General features: G+C 39.3%; 20 protein-coding genes. 6 read left to right on the top strand and 14 right to left on the bottom strand.

Features of this window, described 5'->3' with window-relative positions:
* Positions 1–154: 154 nt before the first annotated feature.
* Together metK and B3E00_RS07620 are read left to right on the top strand one after the other, a co-directional pair.
* Positions 155–1408, top strand: a complete 1254-nt coding sequence (metK, locus tag B3E00_RS07625) for a methionine adenosyltransferase (protein ID WP_209578287.1) — start codon at positions 155–157, stop codon at positions 1406–1408.
* A 170-nt stretch (positions 1409–1578) separates the two neighbouring features.
* Positions 1579–1983 (top strand): Dabb family protein, encoded by a 405-nt coding sequence (locus B3E00_RS07620; RefSeq protein ID WP_293885246.1) that lies wholly within the window; start codon positions 1579–1581, stop codon positions 1981–1983.
* Here B3E00_RS07620 and B3E00_RS07615 read toward each other — a convergent pair.
* From B3E00_RS07615 to B3E00_RS07590, 6 genes are read right to left on the bottom strand one after another with little or no spacing between them, the layout of a single operon-like run.
* On the bottom strand, positions 1976–3304 hold the full coding sequence (locus B3E00_RS07615) for a DUF58 domain-containing protein (protein WP_293889230.1): 1329 nt from the start codon (positions 3302–3304) through the stop codon (positions 1976–1978). The genes B3E00_RS07620 and B3E00_RS07615 overlap by 8 nt on opposite strands.
* Positions 3304–4293 carry an AAA family ATPase gene (locus B3E00_RS07610; RefSeq protein WP_209578284.1) on the bottom strand — a complete coding sequence of 330 codons (990 nt, stop codon included), beginning with the start codon at positions 4291–4293 and terminating at the stop codon, positions 3304–3306. Before B3E00_RS07610 ends, B3E00_RS07615 begins: the two co-directional genes overlap by 1 nt.
* Entirely contained in the window at positions 4290–5483 is a 1194-nt protein-coding gene (locus tag B3E00_RS07605) for a DUF4350 domain-containing protein (RefSeq protein ID WP_293885252.1), read from the bottom strand. The genes B3E00_RS07610 and B3E00_RS07605 overlap by 4 nt, the downstream gene beginning before the upstream one ends.
* Positions 5480–6358, bottom strand: a complete 879-nt coding sequence (locus B3E00_RS07600) for a DUF4129 domain-containing protein (protein WP_293937942.1) — start codon at positions 6356–6358, stop codon at positions 5480–5482. Before B3E00_RS07600 ends, B3E00_RS07605 begins: the two co-directional genes overlap by 4 nt.
* Positions 6351–7262 (bottom strand): ABC transporter permease, encoded by a 912-nt coding sequence (locus B3E00_RS07595; RefSeq protein ID WP_293885254.1) that lies wholly within the window; start codon positions 7260–7262, stop codon positions 6351–6353. Before B3E00_RS07595 ends, B3E00_RS07600 begins: the two co-directional genes overlap by 8 nt.
* The gene (locus tag B3E00_RS07590; RefSeq protein ID WP_209578280.1) at positions 7253–8215 is read right to left on the bottom strand and encodes a stage II sporulation protein M; all 963 of its coding nucleotides are present in this window, start codon (positions 8213–8215) and stop codon (positions 7253–7255) included. Before B3E00_RS07590 ends, B3E00_RS07595 begins: the two co-directional genes overlap by 10 nt.
* A gap of 116 nt (positions 8216–8331) precedes the next feature.
* On the opposite strand from B3E00_RS07590, the gene B3E00_RS07585 reads away from it, so the two are divergent.
* Positions 8332–9063: an RDD family protein gene (locus B3E00_RS07585; protein ID WP_209578279.1), complete on the top strand. Its 732-nt coding sequence runs from the start codon at positions 8332–8334 to the stop codon at positions 9061–9063.
* A gap of 283 nt (positions 9064–9346) precedes the next feature.
* Here B3E00_RS07585 and fabD read toward each other — a convergent pair whose 3' ends face one another.
* From fabD to B3E00_RS07570, 3 genes are all read right to left on the bottom strand, one after another.
* Positions 9347–10237, bottom strand: coding sequence for an ACP S-malonyltransferase (fabD, locus tag B3E00_RS07580; RefSeq protein WP_293885256.1), 891 nt, complete (start codon positions 10235–10237; stop codon positions 9347–9349).
* A gap of 218 nt (positions 10238–10455) precedes the next feature.
* A complete protein-coding gene (locus B3E00_RS07575; protein ID WP_293885257.1) occupies positions 10456–11685 on the bottom strand; it encodes a M16 family metallopeptidase in 1230 nt (409 codons plus the stop codon).
* A gap of 191 nt (positions 11686–11876) precedes the next feature.
* Complete coding sequence (locus tag B3E00_RS07570) at positions 11877–14717, bottom strand: outer membrane beta-barrel protein (RefSeq protein ID WP_293937940.1); 2841 nt, start codon at positions 14715–14717, stop codon at positions 11877–11879.
* Positions 14718–14978: 261 nt separating this feature from the next.
* Between B3E00_RS07570 and B3E00_RS07565 the strand changes: the two genes are divergently transcribed.
* Complete coding sequence (locus B3E00_RS07565; RefSeq protein WP_209582056.1) at positions 14979–15575, top strand: ribonuclease HII; 597 nt, start codon at positions 14979–14981, stop codon at positions 15573–15575.
* A gap of 30 nt (positions 15576–15605) precedes the next feature.
* On the opposite strand, the gene B3E00_RS07560 is transcribed toward B3E00_RS07565, so the two are convergent.
* From B3E00_RS07560 to B3E00_RS07540, 5 genes are all read right to left on the bottom strand, one after another.
* Complete coding sequence (locus B3E00_RS07560) at positions 15606–18086, bottom strand: YfhO family protein (protein WP_293937938.1); 2481 nt, start codon at positions 18084–18086, stop codon at positions 15606–15608.
* A gap of 322 nt (positions 18087–18408) precedes the next feature.
* Positions 18409–18729 (bottom strand): YbjQ family protein, encoded by a 321-nt coding sequence (locus tag B3E00_RS07555; RefSeq protein WP_209582059.1) that lies wholly within the window; start codon positions 18727–18729, stop codon positions 18409–18411.
* Between the two features lie 2 nt (positions 18730–18731).
* Positions 18732–19418 carry a potassium channel family protein gene (locus tag B3E00_RS07550; protein ID WP_293885263.1) on the bottom strand — a complete coding sequence of 229 codons (687 nt, stop codon included), beginning with the start codon at positions 19416–19418 and terminating at the stop codon, positions 18732–18734.
* A 126-nt stretch (positions 19419–19544) separates the two neighbouring features.
* Positions 19545–21335 (bottom strand): TrkH family potassium uptake protein, encoded by a 1791-nt coding sequence (locus B3E00_RS07545; RefSeq protein ID WP_293885264.1) that lies wholly within the window; start codon positions 21333–21335, stop codon positions 19545–19547.
* A 118-nt stretch (positions 21336–21453) separates the two neighbouring features.
* Entirely contained in the window at positions 21454–23349 is a 1896-nt protein-coding gene (locus tag B3E00_RS07540) for a hypothetical protein (protein ID WP_293937936.1), read from the bottom strand.
* Between the two features lie 95 nt (positions 23350–23444).
* Between B3E00_RS07540 and B3E00_RS07535 the strand changes: the two genes are divergently transcribed.
* Both B3E00_RS07535 and B3E00_RS07530 read left to right on the top strand, forming a co-directional pair.
* The gene (locus tag B3E00_RS07535) at positions 23445–24485 is read left to right on the top strand and encodes a hypothetical protein (protein WP_293937934.1); all 1041 of its coding nucleotides are present in this window, start codon (positions 23445–23447) and stop codon (positions 24483–24485) included.
* A complete protein-coding gene (locus B3E00_RS07530; RefSeq protein WP_293885268.1) occupies positions 24451–26880 on the top strand; it encodes a hypothetical protein in 2430 nt (809 codons plus the stop codon). The genes B3E00_RS07535 and B3E00_RS07530 overlap by 35 nt, the downstream gene beginning before the upstream one ends.
* Positions 26881–26907: the final 27 nt, after the last annotated feature.

The following is a 26907-nucleotide window of genomic DNA, read 5'->3' as shown; positions in this document are numbered from 1 at the left end:
GTGGACTGATTTGCGTGCTGTTGCATCACAAAAGCAACGACAAGGAGATTGCAACCACAGTAAAAAAGTGCTAAAACCCTTCGCTATCACGGCGCTTATCACTTTGCTGTTAATTCATTCTAGCGCAAATCCAATATTTAAAATCAGGTAAAGAATGGCTTATTTATTTACGTCGGAATCTGTTTCTGAAGGGCATCCAGACAAAATTGCGGATCAAATTTCAGATGCATTAATAGACAATTTTTTAGCATGGGACGAGGATTCTCGTGTCGCTATTGAAACGTTGGTAACAACAGGACAAGTGGTCCTCGCCGGGGAAGTTAAATCAAACATATACCTCGATGTTCAGAAGATAGCACGTTCGGTAATTCAAAAGATTGGCTATACCAAATCTGAATATATGTTTGAAGCAAATTCTTGTGGCGTATTATCCGCGATTCACGAGCAATCTGCGGACATTAACCAAGGTGTAGACCGTAAAACACGGCAAGAGCAAGGTGCAGGTGACCAGGGGATTATGTTTGGTTATGCGAATAACGAAACCGAAAATTTTATGCCTTTGGCATTGGACCTATCTCATCGCTTACTGTATGAATTGGCGGAGTTGCGTCGCGAAAATAACGAAATCAAGTATTTACGACCGGATGCGAAATCTCAAGTTACACTGGAATATAGCGACGATCACAAACCGAAAAGAATTGATGCCATTGTCATCTCGACACAACATGACGACTTTGATACAGAGCAAGCGATGTTGGACAAAATTACACACGACATCAAAACGATCTTAATTCCTCGTGTCAAAGCACAATTAAAGCCAGAACTTCAAGTGTTATTTAACGATGAAATTAAGTTTCATATCAATCCTACTGGAAAATTCGTTATCGGCGGGCCCCATGGAGACACAGGTCTTACGGGCCGAAAAATAATTGTGGACACCTACGGGGGGAGAGGTGCACATGGTGGCGGTGCTTTCTCAGGAAAAGATCCATCTAAAGTGGACCGGTCTGCAGCATATGCGACACGCCATATTGCCAAAAACTTAGTGGCCGCAGGGGTCGCGGATGAGATTCTCGTACAAATTTCTTATGCGATCGGTGTAAAAGATCCGATGGGTATCTATGTAAATACGTATGGAACGAGCAAAGTAAATTTAACCGATGGTCAAATTGCTGAAAAAATTGCCCATTTATTTGACATGACTCCATACGGGATTGAAACGCGTTTGGGACTGAGAAATCCAATCTACTCAGAAACAGCAGCTTATGGACACATGGGAAGAACACCCAAAAAAGTAATAAAAGAATTTGAAAGCTCGACAGGCGAGAAAAAGCAGGTTGAAGTTGAACTATTTACTTGGGAAAAACTGGATTATATCGAGAAGGTGAAAGCAGAATTTGGTCTATAAGACCACCAAGTTCATTAAAAATACAAAGGGGGACATGATGTCGCCCTTTGTATTTTTAATGAACAGGTCTAATTTTCATGCGCAGAAGAGCCCATTTTCGCTTTCCTTATAATTGATACTTGTGAAATCAGGAACGTTTTGTATCTTCATAGTTCTAAACCGTTTCAATCATGAAAAGACGCAATTTTCTTATGGCACCTATGGTGCTTATGACTGCCCCAACATGGGCTCATCCAGTTCACCCCAGCCAAGATATTCAGACCAATACCATCGTCCACGTGGTTAATTTCTGGCTTAAGAAAGATATCAGTGAAAAAGACAAAATGAATTTTACCCAGTTTTTTGAGGAGCTTCGGAAAATCGACGTAATTCAGACACTCCACTACGGCGTACCTGCTCAAACAAACCCGAGGCCTGTAGTAGACAATAGTTTTGACTACACGTTGATTGTTACATTTAAAGATCTTAAAGATATAACAAGCTATGAGACACATCCAGTCCATTTAAAAGCAATTGAAAAATATCAGCACCTTTGGACGAAAGTTATGGTCAAAGACACCTCGATCATCAAATAAGTCCTCGTGCCTTAATTTCAAGGTATTTATTGATGGAATTGATGGTTAAATTTTCCGGCGCAGTATAAATAGTCTGAAATCCATGACGGATAAGCTCCTGTACAATAAGCTGCTTCTCATAGATAAACTTCTCAGCAATGATTTGATTATAGATATCTATCGTCTTTTTCGGTACACTTTTAGCCAGATCCTCTACCTCCACATTTTTAAATACGACGACGACGATTATATGACTTCTATTCAGCATAGTCAGGTAATTTATCTGCCGTTTAAGGGAATCTAAGGTCTCAAAATTGGTGTAAAGAAAAATTAGTGAACGCTTATTGATATGCGCATTGGCATAACTATACAGTTTTCCAAATTCCGATTCTTCAAATTTAGTCGATACCTTATAGAGTGACTCTGAAATTTTAAGCATCTGATTATTCCTTTTCTCAGCGGGTATAAATGCATTGATATCCTTTGAAAAGGTTAATAAGCCCGCGCGGTCCTGCTTTAATATCGTTGCATTCGAAAGAACCAACGAAGCATTGATAGCATAATCTAATAAGCTCAGGCCGTTGAAAGGCATACGCATTGCCCTCCCTATATCGATAAAAGAATAGATCGGCTGCGACTTCTCTTCTTCATATTGGTTGACCATCAACTTTTTCACTTTCGCAGATGCTTTCCAATTCATGTGACGGTAGTCATCGCCTTGAACATAATCGCGAACATGATCAAATTCCATGGCCGATCCAATCCGTCGAATACGTTTTATCCCGAGTTCATTCAGTCTATTACTTGTCGCCAAAAGCTGATACTTTCTTAACTGTATATAAGATGGGTAACAGGGTATTTCTTCTTCCTGATTAGTGACAAATCTTCTTTTGAAAAATCCAAGACGCATCACTAGTGCCAAACAACGTCCAAACTTATAGATCCCCCGCTGGGTCGGTCGCAGCGAAAATGATATTTCCGATTCCTGAAAGCTGGGTAGATGGGTCATAAAATCCTTATCGCGAATTTGAAGCTGAACAGGAAACTCCTCCAAAACTTCCACCTTTGTTCGGAAAGGATAAAAAGAACGCACAATCAGTCTCATTGGGTTCTCATCTCCGTTGGAGAGCTTTTCAGGATATACCCTTGTGATTTCTATTTTCCCCTTTCCAGAAAATAAGAGAATAAAATCAAAGACCAAAATTGCCAGCCATATCCAAAAAACAATCCAAGCTACAATAAACAACTCCTTAACGAAAAAAGACAATGTAAAGAGTGTTGCTACGCTTAATAGCGAGTAGAAAAATTGATTTGTTAGAAAGAGCTGACTTAATTTCTTCATTATCTTGGAATTTCAACAGAATTAATGATTTGGTCGATGACATAGGCTGTTGTAAAGCCTTCCATTTCTCTTTCTGGCGTCAACATAACACGATGTCCTAATACGGCCGATGCCACCCTTCTAATATCCTCAGGAGTAACAAAATCTCTACCGCTAACCGCTGCTGAAGCTTTCGCTGATTCCAGTAAAGCAATAGAAGCTCTAGGTGAGGCTCCGAGTGTCAAACTTGGATTAGTTCGTGTTTTTATAACAACTTGAGCAATATATGTTATCAGCTCCTCATGGACAAAAATAGACTTGATCAATTTTTGAAATGCTAAAATTTCTGTTGCGGAAACCACTGCCTGAACCTGATCTTCTTTATTGACTTCCTTTTGGGCATGATGTTCTTTTAATATTTCCATTTCCTGCTCAAACTCTGGATAGCTCACATTAATTTTAAACAGGAAGCGATCTAATTGAGCTTCTGGCAGACGGTAAGTTCCTTCATGTTCGATTGGATTTTGCGTCGCAAAAACAACAAAAGGAGCGGGTAATCGATAAGTAGTTCCATCAACCGATGCCTGCTGTTCGGCCATACTTTCAAAAAGCGCAGCCTGCGTCTTTGCCGGAGCACGGTTGATTTCATCGATCAAAACGATGTTTGCGAAAATAGGGCCTTTGCGAAACTCGAATTCATTGCTTTTCAGATCCAATATCGATGATCCCGTCACATCCGAAGGCATTAGATCTGGTGTGAATTGAATACGTTTGAATTCGCTATCGATGGTTTTGGCAATCAATTTTGCAGATAATGTTTTTGCAACCCCTGGCAATCCTTCAATCAGGGAATGCCCAGAAGCCAAAATGGAGATCAGAAGCATATCAATCAATTGATCCTGTCCAACGATTACTTTTTTGACCTCTGCTTTCACCTGAGCCATTTTATCGAACAAAACCGATACATCTATTCGGTTTTCAAAAGGTATATATTTATCGAAGTCACTCATATCATTTTTGCTTTATGTTTAAACTCTTCTATAGTGTCATTAATCAATTTAAGATCGACCAAATCATGTTGTTTAGCATCCTGCATGCGTACAATCAACTTGATCAAAGCTTGGGTCTCCATCAGAGAGACTCCAGACCGTTCAGCCAGTTCTTCACTGAAGTCGTTTTCACGCAACGCCAAGGTATCTAAATGAAAACGGTTCCTAAGGTCGTGAAGAAAGTAATCTATCTTTTTGGCAACCATATTCCCGGGTACACCATTTTCATAATATAAAGTAGCAATCGTTCCACAAAAATCCTTTGAGAGGTTCGGCTCTGGAGCCACTACCGCCACTGCACGCTGTTCACGCCTACTTCTAAACACCAGTAAAAGAACCAGCCCCGCCAACAAAACATACCAGGCTTGCCGAAGACCATCATTCAGAAGCAACACACGCAAAGGCGTACGATATTGGTCCATGTTTGCTTTAAAATCATACCAAGCGAGCGGCTTATCATCTAAATAAGATAATGATTTGGCAACATAAGCATATTGCGACGCCGAATTCAGCAGGTAATAGTTTCCAAATAAATCCGGAGTCAAATGCAGGTAAATTGTTCCTTTACCAAATTGAATCGCCACGAAGTTAGGTAGTGCAAATTCTTTATAGGTAATCGCACCTAAAATAGTTGCATTTTTAGGGAGTTTTTTGAACACTTCACCAAGCTCCGATTTACCGTAATGAATTTTATTATTATCATTCATTAGCCGAACGCGTACTTGGTTTTTTATATTTACCCCTTTTTTGTAACCATAGAAACTATCCGTTTCCACCCCCAAGGAATCCAAAAAATAACGATCAATTTCCTCAGCGACAATCATTGCCTTGCCTCCCCGATTCACATAATCCAGTAATTTATCTTCCGCAGCTTCACCCATTGAAAAATAAGAGGTATAAAAAAACAAGTTAGCGTCCGTTTTCTTTGCGCTGTCTAGATACTCGTACAATGGCCGCTCAATCGTTGTATTCTTTTGATCGATGATATGTTCAAGTTCTTGACGTAACACATAGGCTCCAAAGGGATTTTTGTCTTTTGCATCAAATGTCCGATCCCAGATAATTGGTTTCTTACTTGTAGCGTCGATAAGCGCAATGAGCACCAAAACAATTGCGAATAATATCAATCCAAATTTTACCGATCCTTTCATTTAATTTGATTTTGATATTGGGTAAACAATTGCTGATATTGGGTAAAGTTAGCTTCCGTTAATTCAAACTGACCAAACCAGACATAATCAAATATTCGTGTGCACTCCAAAAATCCCCGACGAATTTCCTCGTCCCTTATTTCCTGCCCAAATTCAGCGTTTGTTTTACTTTGCTTCCACTTGATATGATCAGCATGAGCCAACTTCTGAATATTGAGTAGCTGTAAATACCTAATTCCCAGAGCATAATTTTTATTTTTAATAGCTTCCTGTATATGAGGCTCCAAGTTGCTATTCATTAGATTTCGCTCTACATACGCTAAAACGTCCAGTTCGCTATCTTCCTCACGATGTTTGATAAAATATTGGTTCTTGTTGTAAAGTATTTTATAGAGGATAAAGGCTAGTGCGATAACAGCTAAAAAAGCAAAGACATATCCGAATTCTTCCCGAAATTTATAAGGATTATCTGGGGTGATGCTCCCAATCCAATCCGCGAGCCGGGCAAGAATGCGCTGTAATGCACTTACCCGATCTTTAATATTTTCTGAATAAACAAAATCGTCCGTCTCGTACCTTTTGATGATATCCTGATAAGGGTCCATTCTAAACGAACGCTCTTCGGTATATTTTGGAATTGAGTCAAATAATGTTGGATCCCACAGATCAACTTCATCTTTTTCCTGTTGGCCATTTGGTGCTTTTAAAGCTATCGAGTCAATAGCGACAGAATCGGTTGTCACTAAGGTAGAATCTATTTGCACATGGAGCGAATCGGCACTATTGCTGTCGGCATCTACGTTCTCCGGTTTCGGATCACAAGCATACATCATTGACAAACCAGCAATGCAGAAAAAAGACAAGAGTTTATTCACTTTTTCCTCCTATCTCTTCGATCATTCCATAAATCCGTTCTCCGAATTTGAGATCCTTCGCTGTTTCATAAATAATACCGTTGGCCAAAACTCCGGACATATAAAGAAACAACGTAAATAATGTGATAAATAAACCTCCCAATGTCATCAGCAGTTTTCCCCAGGATGAGTCAAAAAAAGCAGCATCTATTCCGAGGAAGTTGAATGACAGTATCCCCATGATAACCAATGGTACAATAGAAATCATCATGACAGCCATTTGGAAAATAAAATTTACGATATAGGTAGCAATACCATACTGAATCAATTTTTTGCTTAGCATTACATAGGCATCTGTAAAACAACTTCCGAGATCCGAATAGCCTTCGCGATAAAATAAAAATGAGCAAAATAACCAAATACCAACCATGGACGCCAATATTCCGATAGCAAAACTTCCGACAAAAGGGATAAATGCACAAATCGCAGCAACAATGGCCAAGGGAATAAACACGACAATCAATGCCAAGATCATGGCAATCAAAAACATAAAGTATTTCCCAAGGTTTGATCTAAAATTCTTAAGCACTTCCACACCCGAAAATGCAGTACTCTTGCGCTCCTTAAGCAGTACAAAATATTCGATAGAAATACCGTAAACGTACAGTCCCAAAGCAATCAGCGCCACAATAAGTAAACCAGCCCAAGTCAGAGCATCGATGTCCTCAAAAGAATCACTATTAGCAGAGAATGTGATTTTTGTAGACAGAAAATAATAAACCAAGGCAATTCCGGCTAGCGGAACAGCAGATAAACCAAAAATAGTAGATACAAAATGCCTATAGATCAATTTAAAAAGATCTATAAAACTTTGCACAAAGTCCCCTACCTTCCGTTCTTTTTGAAATTCAAAGTTTATTTCCATTGAAATCGTTTTGCTAGTCGATATGGATTAATAACATAAAAATAGAGGATTGCCAGTAGAGATAAAACGATAATTAATGCACATAACCAAATTGAAACATTATAATATCTTGTTACAAAGCCTTCCAATGTACCGGCAATAATAAAAAAAGGAATTGTGCTGACCAACACTTTCATCGCAATCTTTGCCGTACGGACAAAAGAAGTTAAACGGGTAAAAGATTTTGGAAATAAGATGCTATTGCCGAGTGCTAACCCGCATCCTCCGGCCACAATAATTACCGAGATCTCGATGGTACCATGAATCCAGATCGCTGACATAGCCTTCCCCATAACGCCATATTGGAAAAACATATGATGAAATGCACCTAGCATAATACCATTGCTAAACAAGACATACCCCGTCCCAACACTAAAAAATAGTCCGGCAGCAAAAGCCATAAAAGCAACACGCACATTATTTATCGTAATCCAAATTGCTGAACCAAAATTGCTTCCCTTTCCGTATACCGCAGCAGGATCGCCTGCTTTTATACTTTCTATCGTTGAATCCACATAGAAGTCGCCTAAAATAAGACGAACAAAATCAATATCGTACACAGACGACAAAAAACCGATAATTGAAGCCAAAACAAAAATTAAGAAGGAGTACAAAAGCGGTCTACGAATACACCAAATTGCTTGTGGTATCTCTTCATTAAAAAAAGATTTAAACTTATTGTTGGAAGCTTTTTGATCTTTATAGATTTTCTGATGCGCATTCACCGCCAATTCATTTAAGTAAGCCTTTACTTTACTCTCAGGATAGAAAGTTTGCGCATAAGCTAGATCATTTGTCAGCTCAATATAATTTGAAGCCAGCTCATCCGGATCAACCGCTGTATTAATTGACAAATTATTTTCAATTAACGTCCATTTTTCTTTATTTCGTTCTACAAATGATGCTTCTCTCATTAATTTTTTTAACTGGCTCAACCAAATATAGGAAATATCCGTGATTGAAAAGCACAAATAACTGCAAAATTGACTTATATATTCTATATTGCCACTAAATTCAAATCATTTTACAGATGAATAAGCTCGAGATAAATACAGCACAAAATGTAAAAATCGAATATAATCTTGCCAGTCTTGGCTCAAGAATGATAGCCTTTGCAATAGACTATTTTATTATAGTCTGCTATTATTTCTTTTGTTTCTTCCTCTTGGACACTTTAAATATCACCAGTAATGATCCCTATCTTTTTTATGGGATCATGATGGCACTGACTTTACCGGCTTTTTTTTATACGTTGATTACCGAAACGGCCTTTGGCGGGCAAACGGTTGGCAAGAAAATAATGAAAATAAAAGTTGTTAAGCTCGACGGTTCACGGGCTAATTTTTATCAGTACTTGTCCAGATGGAGTTTATCTATCGTAGATATTTGGATGACAATGGGTGGAGTCGCCATTACATCAATCGTATTATCAAAAAATGGGCAACGCATTGGAGATATTGCCGGAGAAACGTCAGTTATTAGTCTCAAACCTGCCTTAAAATTGGGCGACACCATCTATGAGGAAACATTAGAGAATCACCCAATTCTATTTCCTCAAGTAATTAAACTGAGTGACAAAGATGCCAACTCGATTAAAGAGATTTATCAGACAGCTTTTGACAGAAGAGATGTGGGAATTTTAACGGCTTTAGTTCAACGTCTGGAAAAAGTCATGGACGTTAAACACCCTGATGTAATGACTCCCAATGATTTTGTCTTACAGGTGATGAAAGATCATTATACGATGTTTAAAGATAAATAACCTAAAACTTCCCGCTTACCAACTTCGCCCTTCACCCGATCCTTCAACGTATATCATACGTATATACAACGGAGCTCGTTCGGTTGCGACCGAACAAACTCCGACCAAGTACCGAACAAGTACCGAACAAGCTCCGAAGAAAGGCCGAAAGAGGTGTCAACTTGATACTTCGCTGTTACAAGAAAAATTCTTACTTTATTTTGTTATTGGCACAAAAAAGTCGGAAGAAAAATCTTCCGACCACGAATGGATCATACGACCCTTTTTTTATCCGATGCTATTCTTAGCCCGTTACTGAAGCCGCAGAAGTCTGTACCTGACGATCGACTTTTTTGACCAATCCTTGTAATACATTACCAGGACCAACTTCAACAAATGCTGTCGCACCATCGGCCAACATATTTTGTACCGTTTGTGTCCATCGAACAGCCCCCGTTAGCTGTGCGATCAAATTTTGCTTGATAACCACTGGATCTGTCTGTGGTTTAGCATCAATATTTTGATAAATCGGACAGCTAGGCGACAACACTTCTACCCCTTCAATAGCTGCTTGCAATTCAACTTTAGCTGATTCCATCAATGGGGAGTGGAATGCACCACCTACATTTAGTTTTAATGCCCGCTTAGCACCAGCCTCGGTCAACAAAGCACAAGCCTTGTCCACTCCTTCGATCGATCCCGAAATAACCAATTGTCCAGGGCAGTTATAATTTGCAGCCACAACAACTTCATCAACCTGAGCGCAGATATCCTCCACCACAACATCTTCCAGACCTAATATAGCAGCCATCGTTGACGGCTGAAGCTCACATGCTTTTTGCATCGCATTGGCACGTTGTGCGACCAATTTCAACCCGTTTTCAAAACTCAATGCACCTGCAGCCACCAAAGCCGAAAACTCGCCCAAAGAATGACCGGCAACCATGTTCGGCTGAAAAGAATCTCCTAATGCTTTCGCCAAAATGACCGAATGCAAAAAAATAGCTGGTTGCGTTACTTTCGTTTGTTTCAATTCCTCATCTGTACCGGAAAACATAATATCCGTGATGCGAAACCCTAAAATATCGTTTGCCTGTTCGAACAAAGCTTTCGTTTCATCATTCAAATTATACAGGTCTTGTCCCATTCCAACAAATTGGGCTCCTTGACCAGGAAATACATATGCTGTTTTCATCCCTTATATTTTTATTCGTTTATTTGTCTGCTACCAGAGGTATTGAATCTGCCTTCGGCAATCCATGTTTGATGAGAACGAATTCCCGTAAACGCAAACTTAGATAAATTGCTTTTTATATGCAATATAAATTCATTTCAGCAAACGATTCTCCGATCGCCACCCGATCTATTTCAATACCATCTATCTCTAAAAGGAGGTATCCCCCACGATAACAATTAGTCCTCGGGAACAAAACTAAGCGACAACATCTTCTTCGGATCAAATACATCTTGTGCAATTCCTAATAGTTCTTTGCTAGTCAAGTCCTGAATTTTTTCAATGATCTCGTCCAATAAGATCACACGATCATAGTCCATCACGTTTTTCGCAGCAGAGATAATCATACTCATACGGTTTTCTTCGGTCAAAGCAATCTGCCCAATAAATTTCTGCTTCGCTCTTTTTACAGCAGTTTCAGACAGCGGTTGCTCGCTCAGCTTAGCGAGCTCTTTAAAGACGAGCCTCTTCGCTTTTTCAACCTTTTCTTCATCTGTGCCGAGGTAAATACTAAATAACCCTGTATCTGAAAAAATAGTATAGTTAGATTCGATGGTATAAGCTATTCCATGTTTCTCCCGTATGGAAAGATTCAGAATGGATCCCATCCCCATTCCACCAAGCATATTATTCAAAAGCAGCAGCCCCGTTTTACGCTCATCACGATAACTATAGGCCAATGAACCGAGCATATAATGCACTTGATTGATTGGTTTGCCTACCGTAACATGCTGCTGAATGAGCGGTCTTACATCATTTCGTATACGTTCTATCGTATTTGAGGGAACCGTGCCGAACACTTTGTGCAGCAATCGCTCCACTTCCTTTAGGGTATAATTCCCCGTGATACCAATGACCATTTCATTTGTATCATAATTCGCCCGCATAAAATCAACGATATCCGTTTTTTGAAGTGCGAGCAGCTGATCTTCCAATCCTAAAATATTATGCCCCAATCCCGATCCCTGAAAAACGAGATCTTCAAAATCGTCTACAATAGACTCTTCAGGGCTGTCTAGGTAGGAAGCCATTTCATCAACAATGACCGACTTTTCCTTATCAATTTCTATGTCGGGAAAAGTAGAATGAAAAAAGATATCTTCAAAAAGATCTAATGCTCGATTTAAATAAGGCTGTAGCATGGAAGCATGTACACAAGTATATTCCTTCGTCGTATAGGCGTTCAGATCTCCGCCAACGGATTCCAAATGATTTATTATCTGTTGCGTAGAACGTCTCTCAGTACGTTTAAATAAAAGATGTTCAATGAAATGAGCCACACCATATTTTCCTGCGCACTCATCCCTCGATCCAGCATTGATGACCATGCAGACATGAGTAACCGGTAAATTTTGATATTGAAATACTACGCGTATTCCGTTTGAAAGTCTAATAATTTCGTATTCCATGCAGTACAAGCTTGCTATTGCTTCTTTTTAGTTTATCTTTTCCTGTGCGCTCCATATTTACGATATTTTGCCACTTTGCTCAATCTGCAAATCGTATGGGGCATGAAGTCGTCACAAAACTAGGCATTTTAAAATGCAAAACGGTCATAGCGAAATCACTATGACCGTTTTTACATCTAATAGAAATCAGGTTACATCCGCGGAGGTCTCATTCCCCCTGGCAATCTGTTCTCTCCTGCAGGATTGCCCATAGCGAATTTTTGGAATTTGTAGGTAAACAAAATCATAAAATATCTTCCTAAACGGTTTGTACGGCTATCAGTAATCATCGATTCACTGAAGGTTCGGGAGACATTCGTTTGCTGATTCAACAAGTCAAATGCCTGTAGACGTACAGTCCCTCGTTGCTGACTTAAGAATTTCTGCTCCAAGTACGTATTTATGACAAAAGGATTTGCATTGATACCAGCACCATACCCATTATTGAATTGTTTGGATAGATCTGCTCCGAAAATCGTATTTTTTGTAATATTAACCGAACCAATTAAGGTTGGCGTCCACGAAGAAACATTCGTATTACGGTTTGTCACTGAGTTTTCCGTATGATTAAATTGATAACGAACGCCTGGATTAATTTCCAGATTTTCCGACGGGTTATATCTAAACATCAAGCCTTGATTCAACACGATATTGCGTGCAACATTCTTTTGACCGATGTCATCATCTTTCTCCGTAGATACATATCCGATATTTTTGTTATAGGATATTCCCCCCATCAACATAATATTATATGTTTTTTCTTTTAAGGATTTCCCGTAGTGGTAAAAAGAATTCACATTAAATGGTTTATCGCTTGTTTCATTAAGATAACGGGTCTCGGAAACTAAGGTTGAGTTTGTCTGACCTGTTTGATAATCGATTAAATCATCAAAATAGCTTTTGCTCAAGCTCACAATTTTATTGTTGGTCAGCCCAGCATTAACAAAAGCGAAGAAATTGTTCCCTTTTTGAAAGTCATTCTTACGAAATCTCACGTTCAGTTGATGACTGAACTCCGGATTCAAATTTGCATTACCGATTACGATACTGGTCCTGTTTGTACTCATATCAAATGGTAAAATCTGCGTAACAGAAGGTTCATTCGGTGTTCCGGAATAATTGACGGTAATATTAGATTGCCTAGAGAATTTATACTCAAAACGCGCAATAGGCATCCAGTTCATATTATTACGATGAATCGGCACCACTAAACCTGAACTGATGGCATCACCTCTCAACTGAGAAGGCTGAGCTGCAGCGCCAATGGAATAGGTTATTTTATCGCCACTATACAAATAGTTAGCCCCAACTTTATGTGTTGTAAAGGAGTAATCATAGTTATAATCAAAATTCAATTTGGGATCCTCAGCAATTAAGTTTCCATCCCGATCAAACCCTTGTTGTTTGTTCGAATTGTCATACTTATTTTTGTTAAAGTCATAGGTAAATTCTATTTTTCCTTTTTCAGAAACAGGCTCCGTATAATTTACTGACGCTCCCCCGTTCCAACTCTTATTATTTGCTTCCAGGATCGTTTTTTCATAAATTGAATCCAAAGGAGCACTTGCATTGTTGGGATCAGCCAATAGCCTGTCTAAAATTGCATTTTGATCTTTCGTTGTTTTTGCATTGTTAAAGTTCATATTTACAAAGACATTCCGCCCCTTATCGTTGAACTTATGGTTGTACAATCCACTAATACCGAATCTGGGTGCACTGGAATTAGCAAAAACATCTTGAATCTGCGAATTATTAAATGCTCCACTACGGTAAGTGAGCGAATTGGTACCTGTTGTTACATCGCTATTGTCATATCCGAACTGGGGTGAAATTTTGATATAATCTTTTGTAGTTGGCTTCCATTCTACATTAGCTTCAAAACGATGGCTATCGCCAATGGTATTCGAATTGGATGTTACACTGTCCGTCTGCATAATATTTGGCAATGTATTTTCCTGAAACCGTTGAGATAGCGTGGTATTATTGCTATGGCTAAAACTATAGCTACCATAAACAGTCAGTTTATCACTAAAGTCTTTACGGTAATTCAGTCCTATGGAGCCAATTTTCGTCAAACCGTCCGAACCGCCAAACATACCACCACCACCGCGGCGACCGCCACCACCTTGACCCCGACGCGCACCACCACCTACTGTACTAAAATCGAATAAGGGCGCATTGGTATTGTTCAAGTTTCCCAACACCGAAATTTGTTCACCCTCACGCATACCCATCCACATACCTGTAGCTTGGTAACGATCTTCTGTCCCCACACCTGCCCGAAGAGTGGTCATATGACCTGTATTATATTTGGGGTCAATTTGAATATTCAATACCTTTTCTGAATCACCGTTCTTATTTCCGGTCACATTCGCCATATCGCCATAATCGTCGATGACTTGCATTTTTTGAATAATATTAGCGGGCAAATTCTGCGTCGCAGTCTTTACATCCCCACCAAAAAAGTCCTTCCCGTTAATACGAACGCGTTTGACGGATTCACCCTGTGCTGTAACATTACCGTCCTTATCGACTTCGACGCCTTGCAACTTTTTCAAAGCGTCCTCAGCAACTGCCCCATCACGGAGTTTCAGATCTTTCATGCTATATTCCAAGGTATCACTTTTGACAACAACAGTAGGTACTCCATCAACCACCACTTCCTCCAGCATCTGCGAGTTCTGTTGTAAAGTTAAACTTGGAATAATGTGCTTTGATTCACCTTTAGGAATTGTAAATTCCTGCTCAAAACGTTCGAATCCAAGGTTGGAAACCGTGATTTTAAATGTATCGGCTTTAACTTTATCAAAGATAAAAATCCCCGCCATATTGGATCCTGTAGTCATGGAATCTAACTTCGATGTCAACTTCACCGTTGCACCTGCGACAATTCGATTCTTGTCGTCTTTCAACATACCTTGTACACTTTTCGTCTGGCCATAAACAGTCCACCCCGTCAGCATACTAAACAAAAAAAGCATAAAGCCTCTCATAGTACTTATTTTTATATTGCTATAATTGATAACTTTTTGACTCGACAACTATTGCTCAAGTTTAAGAAACAATAGGGTCAAAATAAGAAACCACCCTTTATTGTATGATTGAAATTATTACAATTCATAGTATGGTGCTCCAAATTCTTACAAAAAAAGGTATTATTAGTGTTAATTAATGTAAATGGGCGATCTTCACACAGAAGTTACAATAGATAACTCTAAATTTATTTGTACTTTCGGCTATTTTAAAGACTGAACATGCTATTATCATATTATCAGGAAGAGTGGATAGAGGCTGGCTGTGATGAAGCGGGCCGGGGTTGTTTGGCAGGACCTGTTTTCGCTGCCGCGGTGATTTTCCCGACAGACTATCATCACGAGCTGCTTAATGATTCCAAACAACTAAGCGAGAAAAAAAGAATGGCACTACGGCCGATTATTGAACGTGAAGCCCTTGCTTATGCGGTTGCCAGTGTCTCAGCGGAAGAGATCGATCGCATAAATATTCACAATGCGAGCTACTTAGCAATGCACAAAGCTCTTGATCTCTTGAAGACAAAAGCGGAGTATATCATTGTCGATGGCAATAGGTTTATTCCTTATCAGCAAATTCCGCATACTTGTATTGTCAAGGGCGATGGCAAGTACCTATCCATCGCCGCAGCTTCAATTCTGGCCAAAACTTATCGCGATGAGTATATGAACAACATCGCTTTAGCATATCCAGATTACGACTGGCTCAACAACAAAGGGTATCCAACAATTAAGCACAGAACAGCTGTATTGGCACACGGCTCTACACCGCATCATAGAAAGAGCTTTAGAATAACCGATCCGCAGCTCAAATTATTCTAAAGCTCTAAAATGCTTAAAAAAGGAACAGCTTTAAACCGCTGTTTCCTTTTGATTTCGTTTAAACGTGAGATAAAGCGCTGCTCCTATTCCTGCAACAAGAATGAAGGAGGAGATCAAAGTCAATAGATTCCCCATTTTGTGCGACTCTGGATCAAAGATGAATTCAACTTTATGATTACCTGCCGGCAACTGTAAGGCTCTCAGGATATAGTCTGCACGAATGATAGGCGTTTCCTTGCCATCCACATATGCTTTCCACCCTTTATCATAAAATACTTCCGAAAAGACAGCAAATGCATCATTTGTTGCAGTATATTCATATTGCATTTTATCCGGATGGTAAGACGTTAGCTTAATCTGGCCAGTTGTTGAAGCACTCGAAGTCTTCGCTTTAATTTCATTCTGATATTGTTGATTTACGAAAGCCTCTTTACGGGGATCAAAAGAACTGATTGCCTGCATTTCCTCTGCATTCCCTTTTACAAAATTTACCTTATCGACAAACCATGCATTTCCTGCAGCTGTGCTTCTTCTAACGATACGTTGGGACTGATTCTGAGGATCTGTCGTAATCAAATAACGTACGTTAAACATGTCTAGAACATCTTCATTCAGCGCCCCATTAAATTGATTTTCCAAAATTTCCTGAAAGCGCATCAATTTTGCAGCATGATATCCTCCCAGCGATTTATGGAAATAAGAGGGTCGCGCATCCGAAAATGGATCAGACGTCAGATCAAGTACGCGGTAACTTAAATCTTTATCCATTAATATCAATTGATCTACCTCACGTTGCTGGAATACCTGTTGTGCAGTAGTTCCTTTATCCATAAACGATTTATCATTTAAGAAACGTTTATCAATACTCCATAAATCAAACAGGAACAACACCAATAATACCCCTAATAATATCCCCTCGCTTAACTTTTTCTTTAGAAATATCCATACAAAACCGAATGTTAATAGGATAATGAAAAAAGAACGATAGGCATCTTTGCTCGCAATATCTTTGCGGTCTAGCACTAACTGGTTTGCTAATTCTGTTGCAAAGGCTTTATCGCCTATATTGTGCTCTAACATCTCTATCAGATTGCTATGTCCGGCGTTTCTAAAGTTTAAAAATAGATCGGGCATAATAGCAATCAACAAACAGAACCCACCAACTCCAATAAAGGTATACAGAACTTTTTTATCTAAGTTGGGGATTTCCTTCGCACGTATCAAAAGCTCGTTGACAGCCATAATTGCCATCATAGGTACCGTAATAGAAACCAAAACCAAGATGGATTCAACCGCCCTAAACTTATTATACATCGGGAAATAATCAAAGAAAAGATCCGATACAAGTGTAAAATTTCTTCCAAATGAAAGTAGCAATGCTAGAATGGTTGTTGCCAGAATCCACCACTTGAACCGGTCTTTGACAATAACAAGACCTAAAACAAATAGGAAAAAGATCCCAGCGCCAAAATACCATGGCCCTGAGGTAAAGCGCTTATCACCCCAATAGGTTGGCATGCCTTCTGCAAACTGCCCCGCCTGGACTTCCGACACCCCTCCCTTTTCCATTAAAAACTTAGCCACATGTGACTTCTCGTTCAACTGCCCGCCAGTCGAACCGCCATAGGCATTAGGAATCAAAAAGGTAATCGTCTCACCAATTCCTTGGCTCCACTCATAAGCATACTCTTTATCAAGCCCCTTCTCTTTGGTATTCGCATTATCAACCTTTGTGATATTGGCATGCCCACGGGTACTTAATTTACTATACTCCCAAGTAGGCAATAAAATAGATGCATTGACCATCAAAGCGATGACAACTGCAAAAACCTGCCTCCCGGAGGCAATAAAAAACGCCTTCAGTTGATTTTGTTTCAGCGCATCTATGAATGTAAAAATCACATATACCATAAGAAGCATCAACAGATAATAGGTCGTTTGCAAGTGATTGACACGAATTTCAAGGGAAAGAAACAAGGCTAACAATACAGGGCCCCACAGCTTACTTCCGCGATAACACATAATGACCGCGGCGATAACAGGCGGAATAAATGCAATTGCATTCGCACGAGTGATGTGCCCGGCCTCGATATAGATAAAATTGTAGGATGTAAAGGCTATGGCTACAGCGCCAACCGCAGCCAGCCAGGGCTTGATGCGTAACACGCTAAAGAGAAAATAAGCTCCCAACAAATAGAACAGAACCGTATCCATTGGGCTGGGAAAGGCGAACTTGACGGCTTTTAAGAAATAGGTACCAATATTATTTTCATTTTCTTGCCAAATTTGATAGGTTGGCATCCCCCCGAACATGGAATTTGTCCATAAAGGCGCTTGTCCATCCTTCGCTTTAAAATCAAATAATTCCTTCTGCGCCGCTTGTGCTTGTACCACATCCGACTGAGCGAGTGTTTTACCTTGCCAAACAGGAGTAAAATAAAAAAATACCAGCACAATGAATATCGCTATAACAATCAAATGAGCCGAATTTGCCTTAAACCAATTTTTCATCCGTATAAATTTGTCTTTAAAGTTGATGAAGCTATCTAATTTATTCAACTTACGATATAACTGTCCATTCGTCGTTCATATTCCATTGTATGTATGAACGCATTACACGTGATTCTGATAAATCCAGATGATTTCATTTATCCTCTTAGGTTGTTTAAAAGTCTTAAAAGCCAAACTTAGATAAATTTGGCTTTATATACAATTATAATTATCGCGTAGATTGCTAACAAGAGCGAGTTATACCTCTATTAACGCTGAATGCGCAATATGACTTCCTTCAATATCATTAAAAAGCCCTAACATTATTCAGGGCGTTGTGTATTTAAGATCGCATTTTAACAGCTGTTCCAGTCGCTCCTACCATCATCATGCCCCCTGTTCCAACCGTTTGAAAATCCAGTCGAACTCCAACAACAGCATCCGCGCCCAATGCGCGTGCACGGTCTTCAAGCTCACGTAGCGCCGCTTCTCGGGTCTCTTGAAATGCGCGTTCATAGGAATTGGATCTGCCGCCAAAAAAATCACGAAATCCGGCCATCATGTCTTTTATCGCATTTGCACCTAAAACTACTTCGGAAGAAACAATTCCCAAATAACGTTCAATTTGGTGCCCTTCGATAGTACTTGTTGTTGTCAATAACATATTTATTCTCCTTTTTGAATTAACTTATTAATATTGGATAGTTCGCCAAAAACAACCAAAATATCACCTTCTTCCATCATGGTTTCGGATATTGCTATTCCCGAAGCCTCTTTTTGCTCTTTTGTCACGCCATCTTTTTTCACGTCTGTGATCTTGACCGTAGTCAGTACAATCACTTTGTATATGTTGGTCAAGTTTGCTTCACGCAATGTCATGCCGACATAACGGGCCGGCACTTTAGTTTCTACAATAGAATATTTATCCGAAACCTTGAACGAATCAACGATATCGATATTATCCAATCGCATGGCTAGTCGTTCGGCAGCTTCTTCTTCGGGCATAATATACTCGTTGATTTCCATTGCCTCCAGAACAGTTTTTTGAAGATCTGAAACAATACGCCCAATGATCCGTTTTATTTTCAATTGCTTTAAGAGCGCTACAGTCATGAGTGACGCTCCTTCATCTTCCCCGATAGCTACAATAACAGCATGCGCATCTTTAAGCGGTAATGATGAAACCGCCTCTCGATCGGTTGTATCTAGACAAACCGTGTGTGTTATCTTGTCTTTTAACTGTTCAACGATACTGAGCTTTCGGTCGGCCCCAATCACCTCGTGGCCAAGTTCAGTTAGGTGTACCCCCAAAGAGCGTCCAAAATGCCCCAATCCTAAAACAATATACTTCATATCCCAAACTAAAATAAATTTACTGTTATTTCCAAGCTATATTTTGAAGTACAGCATTCTTTCGACCTATAGGCTAATTACTCTGATAAGTTAATCAAAAGTTCGTCAAAACGCTTCTCAGTCTATCTAAAACAAGATCTTTTCTTCCGGAAATACAATATTTCTCCGCTTTGAATTTTTAATGAAAGCGACCAACAAGGTTAGCATTCCCACCCGTCCAATGAGCATAGTTATAGCGATAATTAATTTACCGCCCATACTTAATGATGCCGTGATTCCTAAACTTAACCCACAGGTAGTATAGGCCGATAGTGCCTCAAACAGTAATGCTTTCATACTCTTATCTGGATCCGTAAAAATTAAAGAGAAGCAGCTACATCCGACAACAAATAGGGAAAGCAAGATAATTGCAAATGCTTTATGAACAGATTCATTGGCTATCCGTCTTTTGAAAATCTCGATGTATTCCTTTCCCTTAGCCAACGATATAATATTGATCAGTGACAAGGCCACTGTTGTTACTTTCACCCCACCTCCTGTCGATCCCGGAGAAGCTCCCACCCACATTAGAACCATAATGATAAAAACAGTAGGGGCAGTCACAAAACTCAGGTCGACACTATTGTATCCCGCTGAGCGTGCTGCATTAGCCATAAAAAAAGAAGTCGCCCATTCGCCTTCAAGCCCCTTTTCGAGAGAAAGTGTGTTTCCATGTTCCAAAAAATAAAAGAATAAAGTCGCTGCTACAATAATAACTGCGTTACATGCTAAGACCAACTTAGAATTGAAACTAAAATTCCAGGCTTTGTGTTTATAGCTTTTCTTTGTCACCCAGCGATGATAATAAAGCAGAATAGACTCTTTGATATAGGTGTAAAAATTTAATACAATTCCGAAGCCCAGGCCGCCAAGAATGAACAAGGCGGACAAAGCCAGTTGAAAAGGGTAGTTAAATTTATAGGTATCATTGGTAATTCCTCCAGATAGGATTGAAAAACCAGCATTACAGAAAGAAGATATGGAATGAAAGATCGAGAAGAAAACCATACTTCCCAAATTTGGAAAATTTGCTCGTTCTAAAGTACTGAAAATGAGTATTGCGCCAAGAAACTCGAACAATAATGTTATAAATATCATTGTCAGTAGTGTCTTAATCACTGAGGCAACCTTATTTTCGCCTAAGATTTCACCAAACATCAACTGGTTCTTATAGGAAAATCCCCCGGAAAAAAAATAGCCAAAAAAGCCTGTGAAGGTCATAATTCCCAATCCGCCCACCTGTATTAGAATAATCACGACTGTCTGCCCGAACATACTAAAATTTGTTGAAATGTCGGCAACGGAAAGACCTGTAATACATACAGCACTCGTCGCCATAAATAATGCGTCAACGAAAGACAACGGAGCTTCCACTGTAGTCCTTGGCAGCATCAGCAATACTGTTCCAATTAAGATTAGCACCAGAAAACTTATGACAAACAGTATGGTTGGATTAAAATAAAAATTATCAAAGAAAAGGGTACTTTTGGACAGCTCGGCAATGAAAATTAAATAGATTCCCAAATAAATCCATTGTTCTCTGGAAAATACTGCGAGCGCTCCAAAACCCGAAAAACGCGCGATGAGAATAAATATAAAATAAGCGAGGATAACTATTCCCGAATAATGCTCCACGGCAATTTTTCGAAGCGCATAAATGGAGGACGATTCGCGTAGAGCGATCATAAAAAAGAGGATAAAAAAAAGATGATGGATAATTGTGCCCAACAACTCTCCCAGCACTTTGTCAGTGACATATCCCACATTAAAAATGACTATTGCAGCGCAAATCATGCTTGCATAAAACATGATTTTGTCCACAAGACCATTTTTGTACTTGAAAACAAATCGGATAAAACTTAAAATCGAATCTATCATGGTACCGTAAACTAGACAAATCTGCCAAAAAATACAAATCTATCTTCTATGCATGCCATAGCCACTGAATTCTCCATCCAATGAGCGCTTACGAAAGCTTTTCACGTGAAACGGACGATCAATTATCTGTACCTTCTTTTTCAAGTTCTTTTTCAGCCTTTTCACGATTACGCTTTCGTTTCTCTTCAATCTTTGCAGCCGCTTTGGCCTCATCTTCCTTCTCCTCCTGCAGGAGTTCTTCAGGAGTTTTATGTTTTTTAAATATACTTGAAATCATCTTTTTTGCCTTGCTCACTCCACTCACTACTTTTTCAACCTTTCCAGCGGTATTCATCAATTTGGCCTCACGTTCTGGGCCAAGACCGACACATTGTTTGATTCCAACCAATAAAGTCTGCCATAATGCTTTAAAAAACGGATGATTTGGGTCGCGCCGCTTATTAATATGCCCGACCGTATATTTTCCATACAAATCAGGATTACTGGGATTAAACAGCACCTGATTAATCATAAAAGAAAGCAGGCCTTTCTTTTCACGCCGCCCGTCGTCGCCGACCTCAGTCAGTATATTTACCTTGAGGTCGTCATAATCCATTTTAAATGTTCCTTTGCTCCGATAATCATTGGCAAAAATATCAAAACTGATCTGCTTTAGATTTCCAGATTTGACTTCAACATTCAACAATGGGCGAATCATCTTGTTTATTACAGGTAGGTCCATCTTTCCAAGCGTTCCTTTGTAGGTGTAAGCGCCCACTTTGGACGTCATATCAAATACAAAGTTGGTGTTTAGCCTACCTACATTCATAAAATTGCTGTGCAGATTTGCACGCATCAGCTTCTGCTTTTTCAATTTGGTCGAGTCGTTCGTAACATTAGATATTGTACCATAAGTATGGTCGAATGTAATTGTACCAATCTGACTGTATTCATCGCTCATTTCGGAATACGAAATACCCATATTTTCGAGGATTAATGAATCAATTCCCATTCGTGTTGATATTTTCATCAACTTCATGTGCGGAGCATGTCCAATATGGCTGGTCGGCGCGCTTTTATAATGCTTGTCACTATAAATCGAAAGTGTCCCATTTTTGACAAGCGCATGCTTTGTGTATACTTTCTTATCACGGGAAAGCGCTGCAAAATTGAAGCCTGTCAGGAGCAAGGTATCCATTTTTAATACCACATAACTTCCTCCTTCACCTTTCTTCCTGTAATAGGCAGCTTTATTCAATGTTGGCTGATAGGCAACTTTTGTTAACAGCACATTCCGGCTTTTACTATTGATTTTCAACTGATCAAAGTTCACCTTATAAAAACCATCCGGAGTTTTATACGTAAAACCAGGTACTTGAATATCCACCATTTTACTGTGATAAAAGCGTTGGCTATCTTGTTCGGAAGTCGAATCTATTAATACATCATCTATTCGGACCATTACCTTTTTGATCTCAAAATTCTGACGAACTCCCTTTTGGATCTGCGTATATTTAAAATCAATATTATTGAGGTTAACCGCCTCCACTTGAATTTTTTTAAGATTGTCTTTTATCTTCTCATAAAGCGGCTTTTTGGGCCCGCTGCTGACTGTGTCATTGTAGCTATGCACCTCATTGATAACATGGATCTTTGGCGCCTCCACTGTAATATCATGTAAGAAAAGCTCCTTGTCCATCAGAACCCTCCGGATGCCAAAGCTTTTTATTTTTAATCTATTTACCGCGATCTCAAAGCGATTGTCGGGCGCTTTTTGTGCCAATACGAGTTTTCTATAAACTGTGCTATCTGGGACGAGATGTAAATTATCTATTGTTACATTTCCAAGTATTAAATTGACATGGATATCATCGTATTGTATCGAATACAGACTGTCTGTTGCCTGTGACACCAATTGTTTGAGTTTTGTGTCCAAAAGTGGCTTCCACTTGTGGCTAAAATACCAAATACCGCCAGCCAAAACCAACAGGATAAATGCTATAACACCAAGGATCCATTTTAAAATAGGCTTCATAAAGTCATGATCTCTTCGTAATTTCGTCTTTATTTTATTGAATAACAAACAAAATTAATCGCATTTTGTTTGACATACGACTAAATAAAGCGAATATGCTGCGTAAAACACAACTATTTTTATTTCTTGTACCATCCACATTACTTTTTTTAATATCCTGTTCTAAAACATCGCATGACACAGGTTTTTATTTTTGGAAGACTGTATTTCAGTTAGATACTGTAGAAAATCGCGCGCTAGAGGAAATTAAAGCGCAATCTATTTATGTGAGAATAATGGATATTGATTTTGACCCTTCGGGTGTACAGGCCGTTCCTATTAGTCCAATTACCTTTACCCAACCTGTACCAAAGGAGCAGCAGGTAATCCCCGTCGTGTTTGTCAACCAGCGTATTTTTACGGAAATGGATAGCCTTCAGATTAGGGTATTGGCTAATAAAATTGTACCATTTATTGTAGCCAAGATAAAACAGGCAGGAAAGGAGAATTTCAAGGAACTCCAATTGGATTGCGACTGGACAAAAACTTCGCGTGATAAATTCTTTTATCTTCTCACCTACTTACAGCAGCTACCCGCATTGAAAGACATTCTAGTAAGCTCAACATTAAGACTACATCAGGTCAAAAACATAGTCACGAGTGGAGTACCCCCCGTCCGGAAAGTAATGTTGATGTGTTATAACATGGGAAATCTGAGACAATTTGGCCCTCAGAATTCCATTATAAACCAAAAAGATCTGAAAACCTATCTCAGCGGAACATTACACAATTACCCTATTGAGATGGACATTGCTTTACCCATATTTCAATGGTTTGTAGTCTTTAGAAATAATAATAATTATATCGGCATTTCAAAACATATCAGTGAAGAAGAGATAAAAGACGCTTCTTTATTCACCCATAACCCCAATACCAATCTTTATATTTTAACAAAAGATCTTCCTAAAGCCAATCTCAAAAAAGATGATATAATCCGATTTGAGTCCGTAAACCAGGAAGATCTCTTACAAACGGCAAAATTTTTGAAGGGAGAATTAAAAGGAAAAGAACATCGGATTATTTTTTATCACTTAGATCAAGCTACACTAGCAAACCATAGCAATGCCGAATTACAAAAAATTATTGCTGCTTTCTAGCACAACACTTGCTTTCTTCTTCGGAGAGATAGCAACTAATATCGCCTGCGGTCCAGAAATAGACCCTTATGATAATCAAACGACCTATTACTTGCCGCATCTTGAGGACAATGGATTTTCGGCTTTTCAATTTATACCGTACCAATTTCTCTATAGTGATGAAGAGCCAGTCAAAGAAAGCCTGATTAATGCGGAGGCTTGGGTTAAGCATCTTGGACCGGCAGTAAAAGTTGGGGATGTCGAACAACTGATGTATAAGAGTAATACTGAAACGGCCAATTTGGCGAGCAACCAACAGAAATCTACTTGGTCAAACTTACCAGATTCTGTTCGTGGAAACACCTTCTTAAAGACGTTGATTGATGGAAAACATGAGGCAGAGCGGGCTTATTTTATATTTACCAAAAAACAGGAGCCTATTACTAATATACAACATAGTTATTGGGATCCTGATACACGAAATTTTAAAGAAATTATACAATTTGCCGAACTTGCCGAGCAGCAGATCGCCAAATACCCAAAAAATAGTTTCCTCTATATCCGCTACGCTTATCAGGCAGCCCGTTTATACCTATTTGGGCAAGAATATACCAAAAGTATGACCACCTATGAGAAGTATCTGCAGCCTGTAAAAGGGAACGATGCCATTCTCAATTGGGCACTGTCGAATTATGCCGGTGCTGTGCGAAAAAATGGTGATGGAGCAAAAGCTGCATACCTCTTTTCTAAACTCTTTACCATGAGTCCCGAACGACGTATATTGGCTTACTCCAATTTCCATTATATCCCTGCGAGTGATGCCGAGATTTTTCAATACGCCAAAAATGATGCAGACAAATTCAATATTAACGCCATTATAGGCTTCGGCAATAGCGGTCGTGCCCTGAAATATTTAAGCGAATGTTATCAGCTTGACCCAGCAAATACCATAAATGCAGTTTTACTAGGTCGCGAAGTCAACAAAATAGAAGCTGAAATGAACGAGTCTTTTTATCTCAATAGAGATAGCTATACCTATTATTCAAGAAATGAGGACAAAGGGGACGCCAAAAAATACCTGGATTCTGTTCGCACATTTGCCTTGCAGCTCTATCGTGATAAAAAATATGTGCAACCGCAATTAGGACTTATTACCGCTGCATACTTAAGCTGGATAAATAAGGAAAACACCTTGGCAAAGGAATATCTTTCAGAAATTAACGAATCCGACCTCAACCCCAAATTGGTTGACCAGCTTCAAATTACTCGTTTACTGACCCAACTGACGGACTGGCAAAATAGCAAGCAACTGGATGAGATCAAGTTGACCCAAACATTAACCTGGTTGGAAGAGAAGGCCAAACTTGACGGTAAAAATGACACTAGAAAACCAAGCTGGAGTTATAATGCTTTTGAACACAGCAACTATAGCTTGATATGCCGCAATATCTTACAAAACCTAGTGGTAAAACATTATCTAAATACCCAGGATACGGCTATGGCAAGCTTGGCAGCGGTGAAAGCTGACATCTTTTACAACTATGGTTTTGCGAAGGATTCACTGGAGGAAAATATGCAATGGTCAACCATGCATTTCTGGGAAAATAGCCTAACGCCCAAAACGTTACTAAAAATCAGAAACTTGCTCACGGATAACGGCCAGCAACAGACCTTATCCAAATTTTTGCTGAAAGATATCAAGCATTTCAATCGTGACTATCTCACAGAATTATTAGGAACGACGTATTTGCGGGAACTCGACTTTCAGAAAGCTGCTAAAACCCTAGCAGGGCTACCTAAAGATCATAAGAAAATGGAAATTAAGAATTGGTATAGCGAAGAGCAAGAAGACATCAAACCCAATCCATTTATTGTTACCATAAATGACTATCCTAAAAAATATGGGAGCGAATCCACCACGAAACTAAAGTATGCCGAACGCATGGCACGATTGGAAAATGCCCTAAAAACGGAAAAAGACAATCAGAAAAAAGCAGCGTATTATTTCCAGATGGCAACAGGAATCTATCAAACGAGCACCTATGGAAATGCATGGTCGATGGTGTCTTATGACTGGTCGTCTATAGATAATCATGCAGCTTCCACACTTCACTGGCAACGGAATTACCTGCAAACAAAATCAGCAAAAGAATGGTACAACAAGGCCCGTTCGCTCAGTACAGATAGGGATTTCAAAGCTAAATGCACTTTTATGCTCGCCAAATGTGAGCAGAAGGATTTTGTGTATACCAATGAGTCCCGTTGGCAATACTACGACTCGCCTTTAAAGAATCCATTCTATCGTTTTTCGATGCAAAATAAATATTTCAAGGAATTGGGAGCACAATACAAAGACACACCATTCTTTACAATCGCTTCGAGGGAGTGCACCTATCTTCGTGACTTTTTAAATTAACCCAATCCATCCGCTAGGCGTTTGTAT

The sequence above is a fragment of the Sphingobacterium sp. UBA5996 genome, from assembly GCF_002429765.1.
Taxonomy (GTDB): Bacteria; Bacteroidota; Bacteroidia; order Sphingobacteriales; family Sphingobacteriaceae; genus Sphingobacterium.
The sequence above is the reverse complement of the archived record's forward strand: the minus strand, read 5'-3'. Positions and strand labels throughout refer to the sequence as shown.

Excerpts from the sequence above, each read along its gene's own strand:
- metK (WP_209578287.1), top strand. The coding sequence starts at position 155 with ATGGCTTATTTATTTACGTCGGAATCTGTTTCTGAAGGGCATCCAGAC.
- B3E00_RS07620 (WP_293885246.1), top strand. The coding sequence starts at position 1,579 with ATGAAAAGACGCAATTTTCTTATGGCACCTATGGTGCTTATGACTGCC.
- B3E00_RS07615 (WP_293889230.1), bottom strand. The coding sequence starts at position 3,304 with ATGAAGAAATTAAGTCAGCTCTTTCTAACAAATCAATTTTTCTACTCG.
- B3E00_RS07610 (WP_209578284.1), bottom strand. The coding sequence starts at position 4,293 with ATGAGTGACTTCGATAAATATATACCTTTTGAAAACCGAATAGATGTA.
- B3E00_RS07605 (WP_293885252.1), bottom strand. The coding sequence starts at position 5,483 with ATGAAAGGATCGGTAAAATTTGGATTGATATTATTCGCAATTGTTTTG.
- B3E00_RS07595 (WP_293885254.1), bottom strand. The coding sequence starts at position 7,262 with ATGGAAATAAACTTTGAATTTCAAAAAGAACGGAAGGTAGGGGACTTT.
- B3E00_RS07590 (WP_209578280.1), bottom strand. The coding sequence starts at position 8,215 with ATGAGAGAAGCATCATTTGTAGAACGAAATAAAGAAAAATGGACGTTA.
- B3E00_RS07585 (WP_209578279.1), top strand. The coding sequence starts at position 8,332 with ATGAATAAGCTCGAGATAAATACAGCACAAAATGTAAAAATCGAATAT.
- fabD (WP_293885256.1), bottom strand. The coding sequence starts at position 10,237 with ATGAAAACAGCATATGTATTTCCTGGTCAAGGAGCCCAATTTGTTGGA.
- B3E00_RS07575 (WP_293885257.1), bottom strand. The coding sequence starts at position 11,685 with ATGGAATACGAAATTATTAGACTTTCAAACGGAATACGCGTAGTATTT.
- B3E00_RS07570 (WP_293937940.1), bottom strand. The coding sequence starts at position 14,717 with ATGAGAGGCTTTATGCTTTTTTTGTTTAGTATGCTGACGGGGTGGACT.
- B3E00_RS07565 (WP_209582056.1), top strand. The coding sequence starts at position 14,979 with ATGCTATTATCATATTATCAGGAAGAGTGGATAGAGGCTGGCTGTGAT.
- B3E00_RS07560 (WP_293937938.1), bottom strand. The coding sequence starts at position 18,086 with ATGAAAAATTGGTTTAAGGCAAATTCGGCTCATTTGATTGTTATAGCG.
- B3E00_RS07555 (WP_209582059.1), bottom strand. The coding sequence starts at position 18,729 with ATGTTATTGACAACAACAAGTACTATCGAAGGGCACCAAATTGAACGT.
- B3E00_RS07550 (WP_293885263.1), bottom strand. The coding sequence starts at position 19,418 with ATGAAGTATATTGTTTTAGGATTGGGGCATTTTGGACGCTCTTTGGGG.
- B3E00_RS07545 (WP_293885264.1), bottom strand. The coding sequence starts at position 21,335 with ATGATAGATTCGATTTTAAGTTTTATCCGATTTGTTTTCAAGTACAAA.
- B3E00_RS07540 (WP_293937936.1), bottom strand. The coding sequence starts at position 23,349 with ATGAAGCCTATTTTAAAATGGATCCTTGGTGTTATAGCATTTATCCTG.
- B3E00_RS07535 (WP_293937934.1), top strand. The coding sequence starts at position 23,445 with ATGCTGCGTAAAACACAACTATTTTTATTTCTTGTACCATCCACATTA.
- B3E00_RS07530 (WP_293885268.1), top strand. The coding sequence starts at position 24,451 with ATGCCGAATTACAAAAAATTATTGCTGCTTTCTAGCACAACACTTGCT.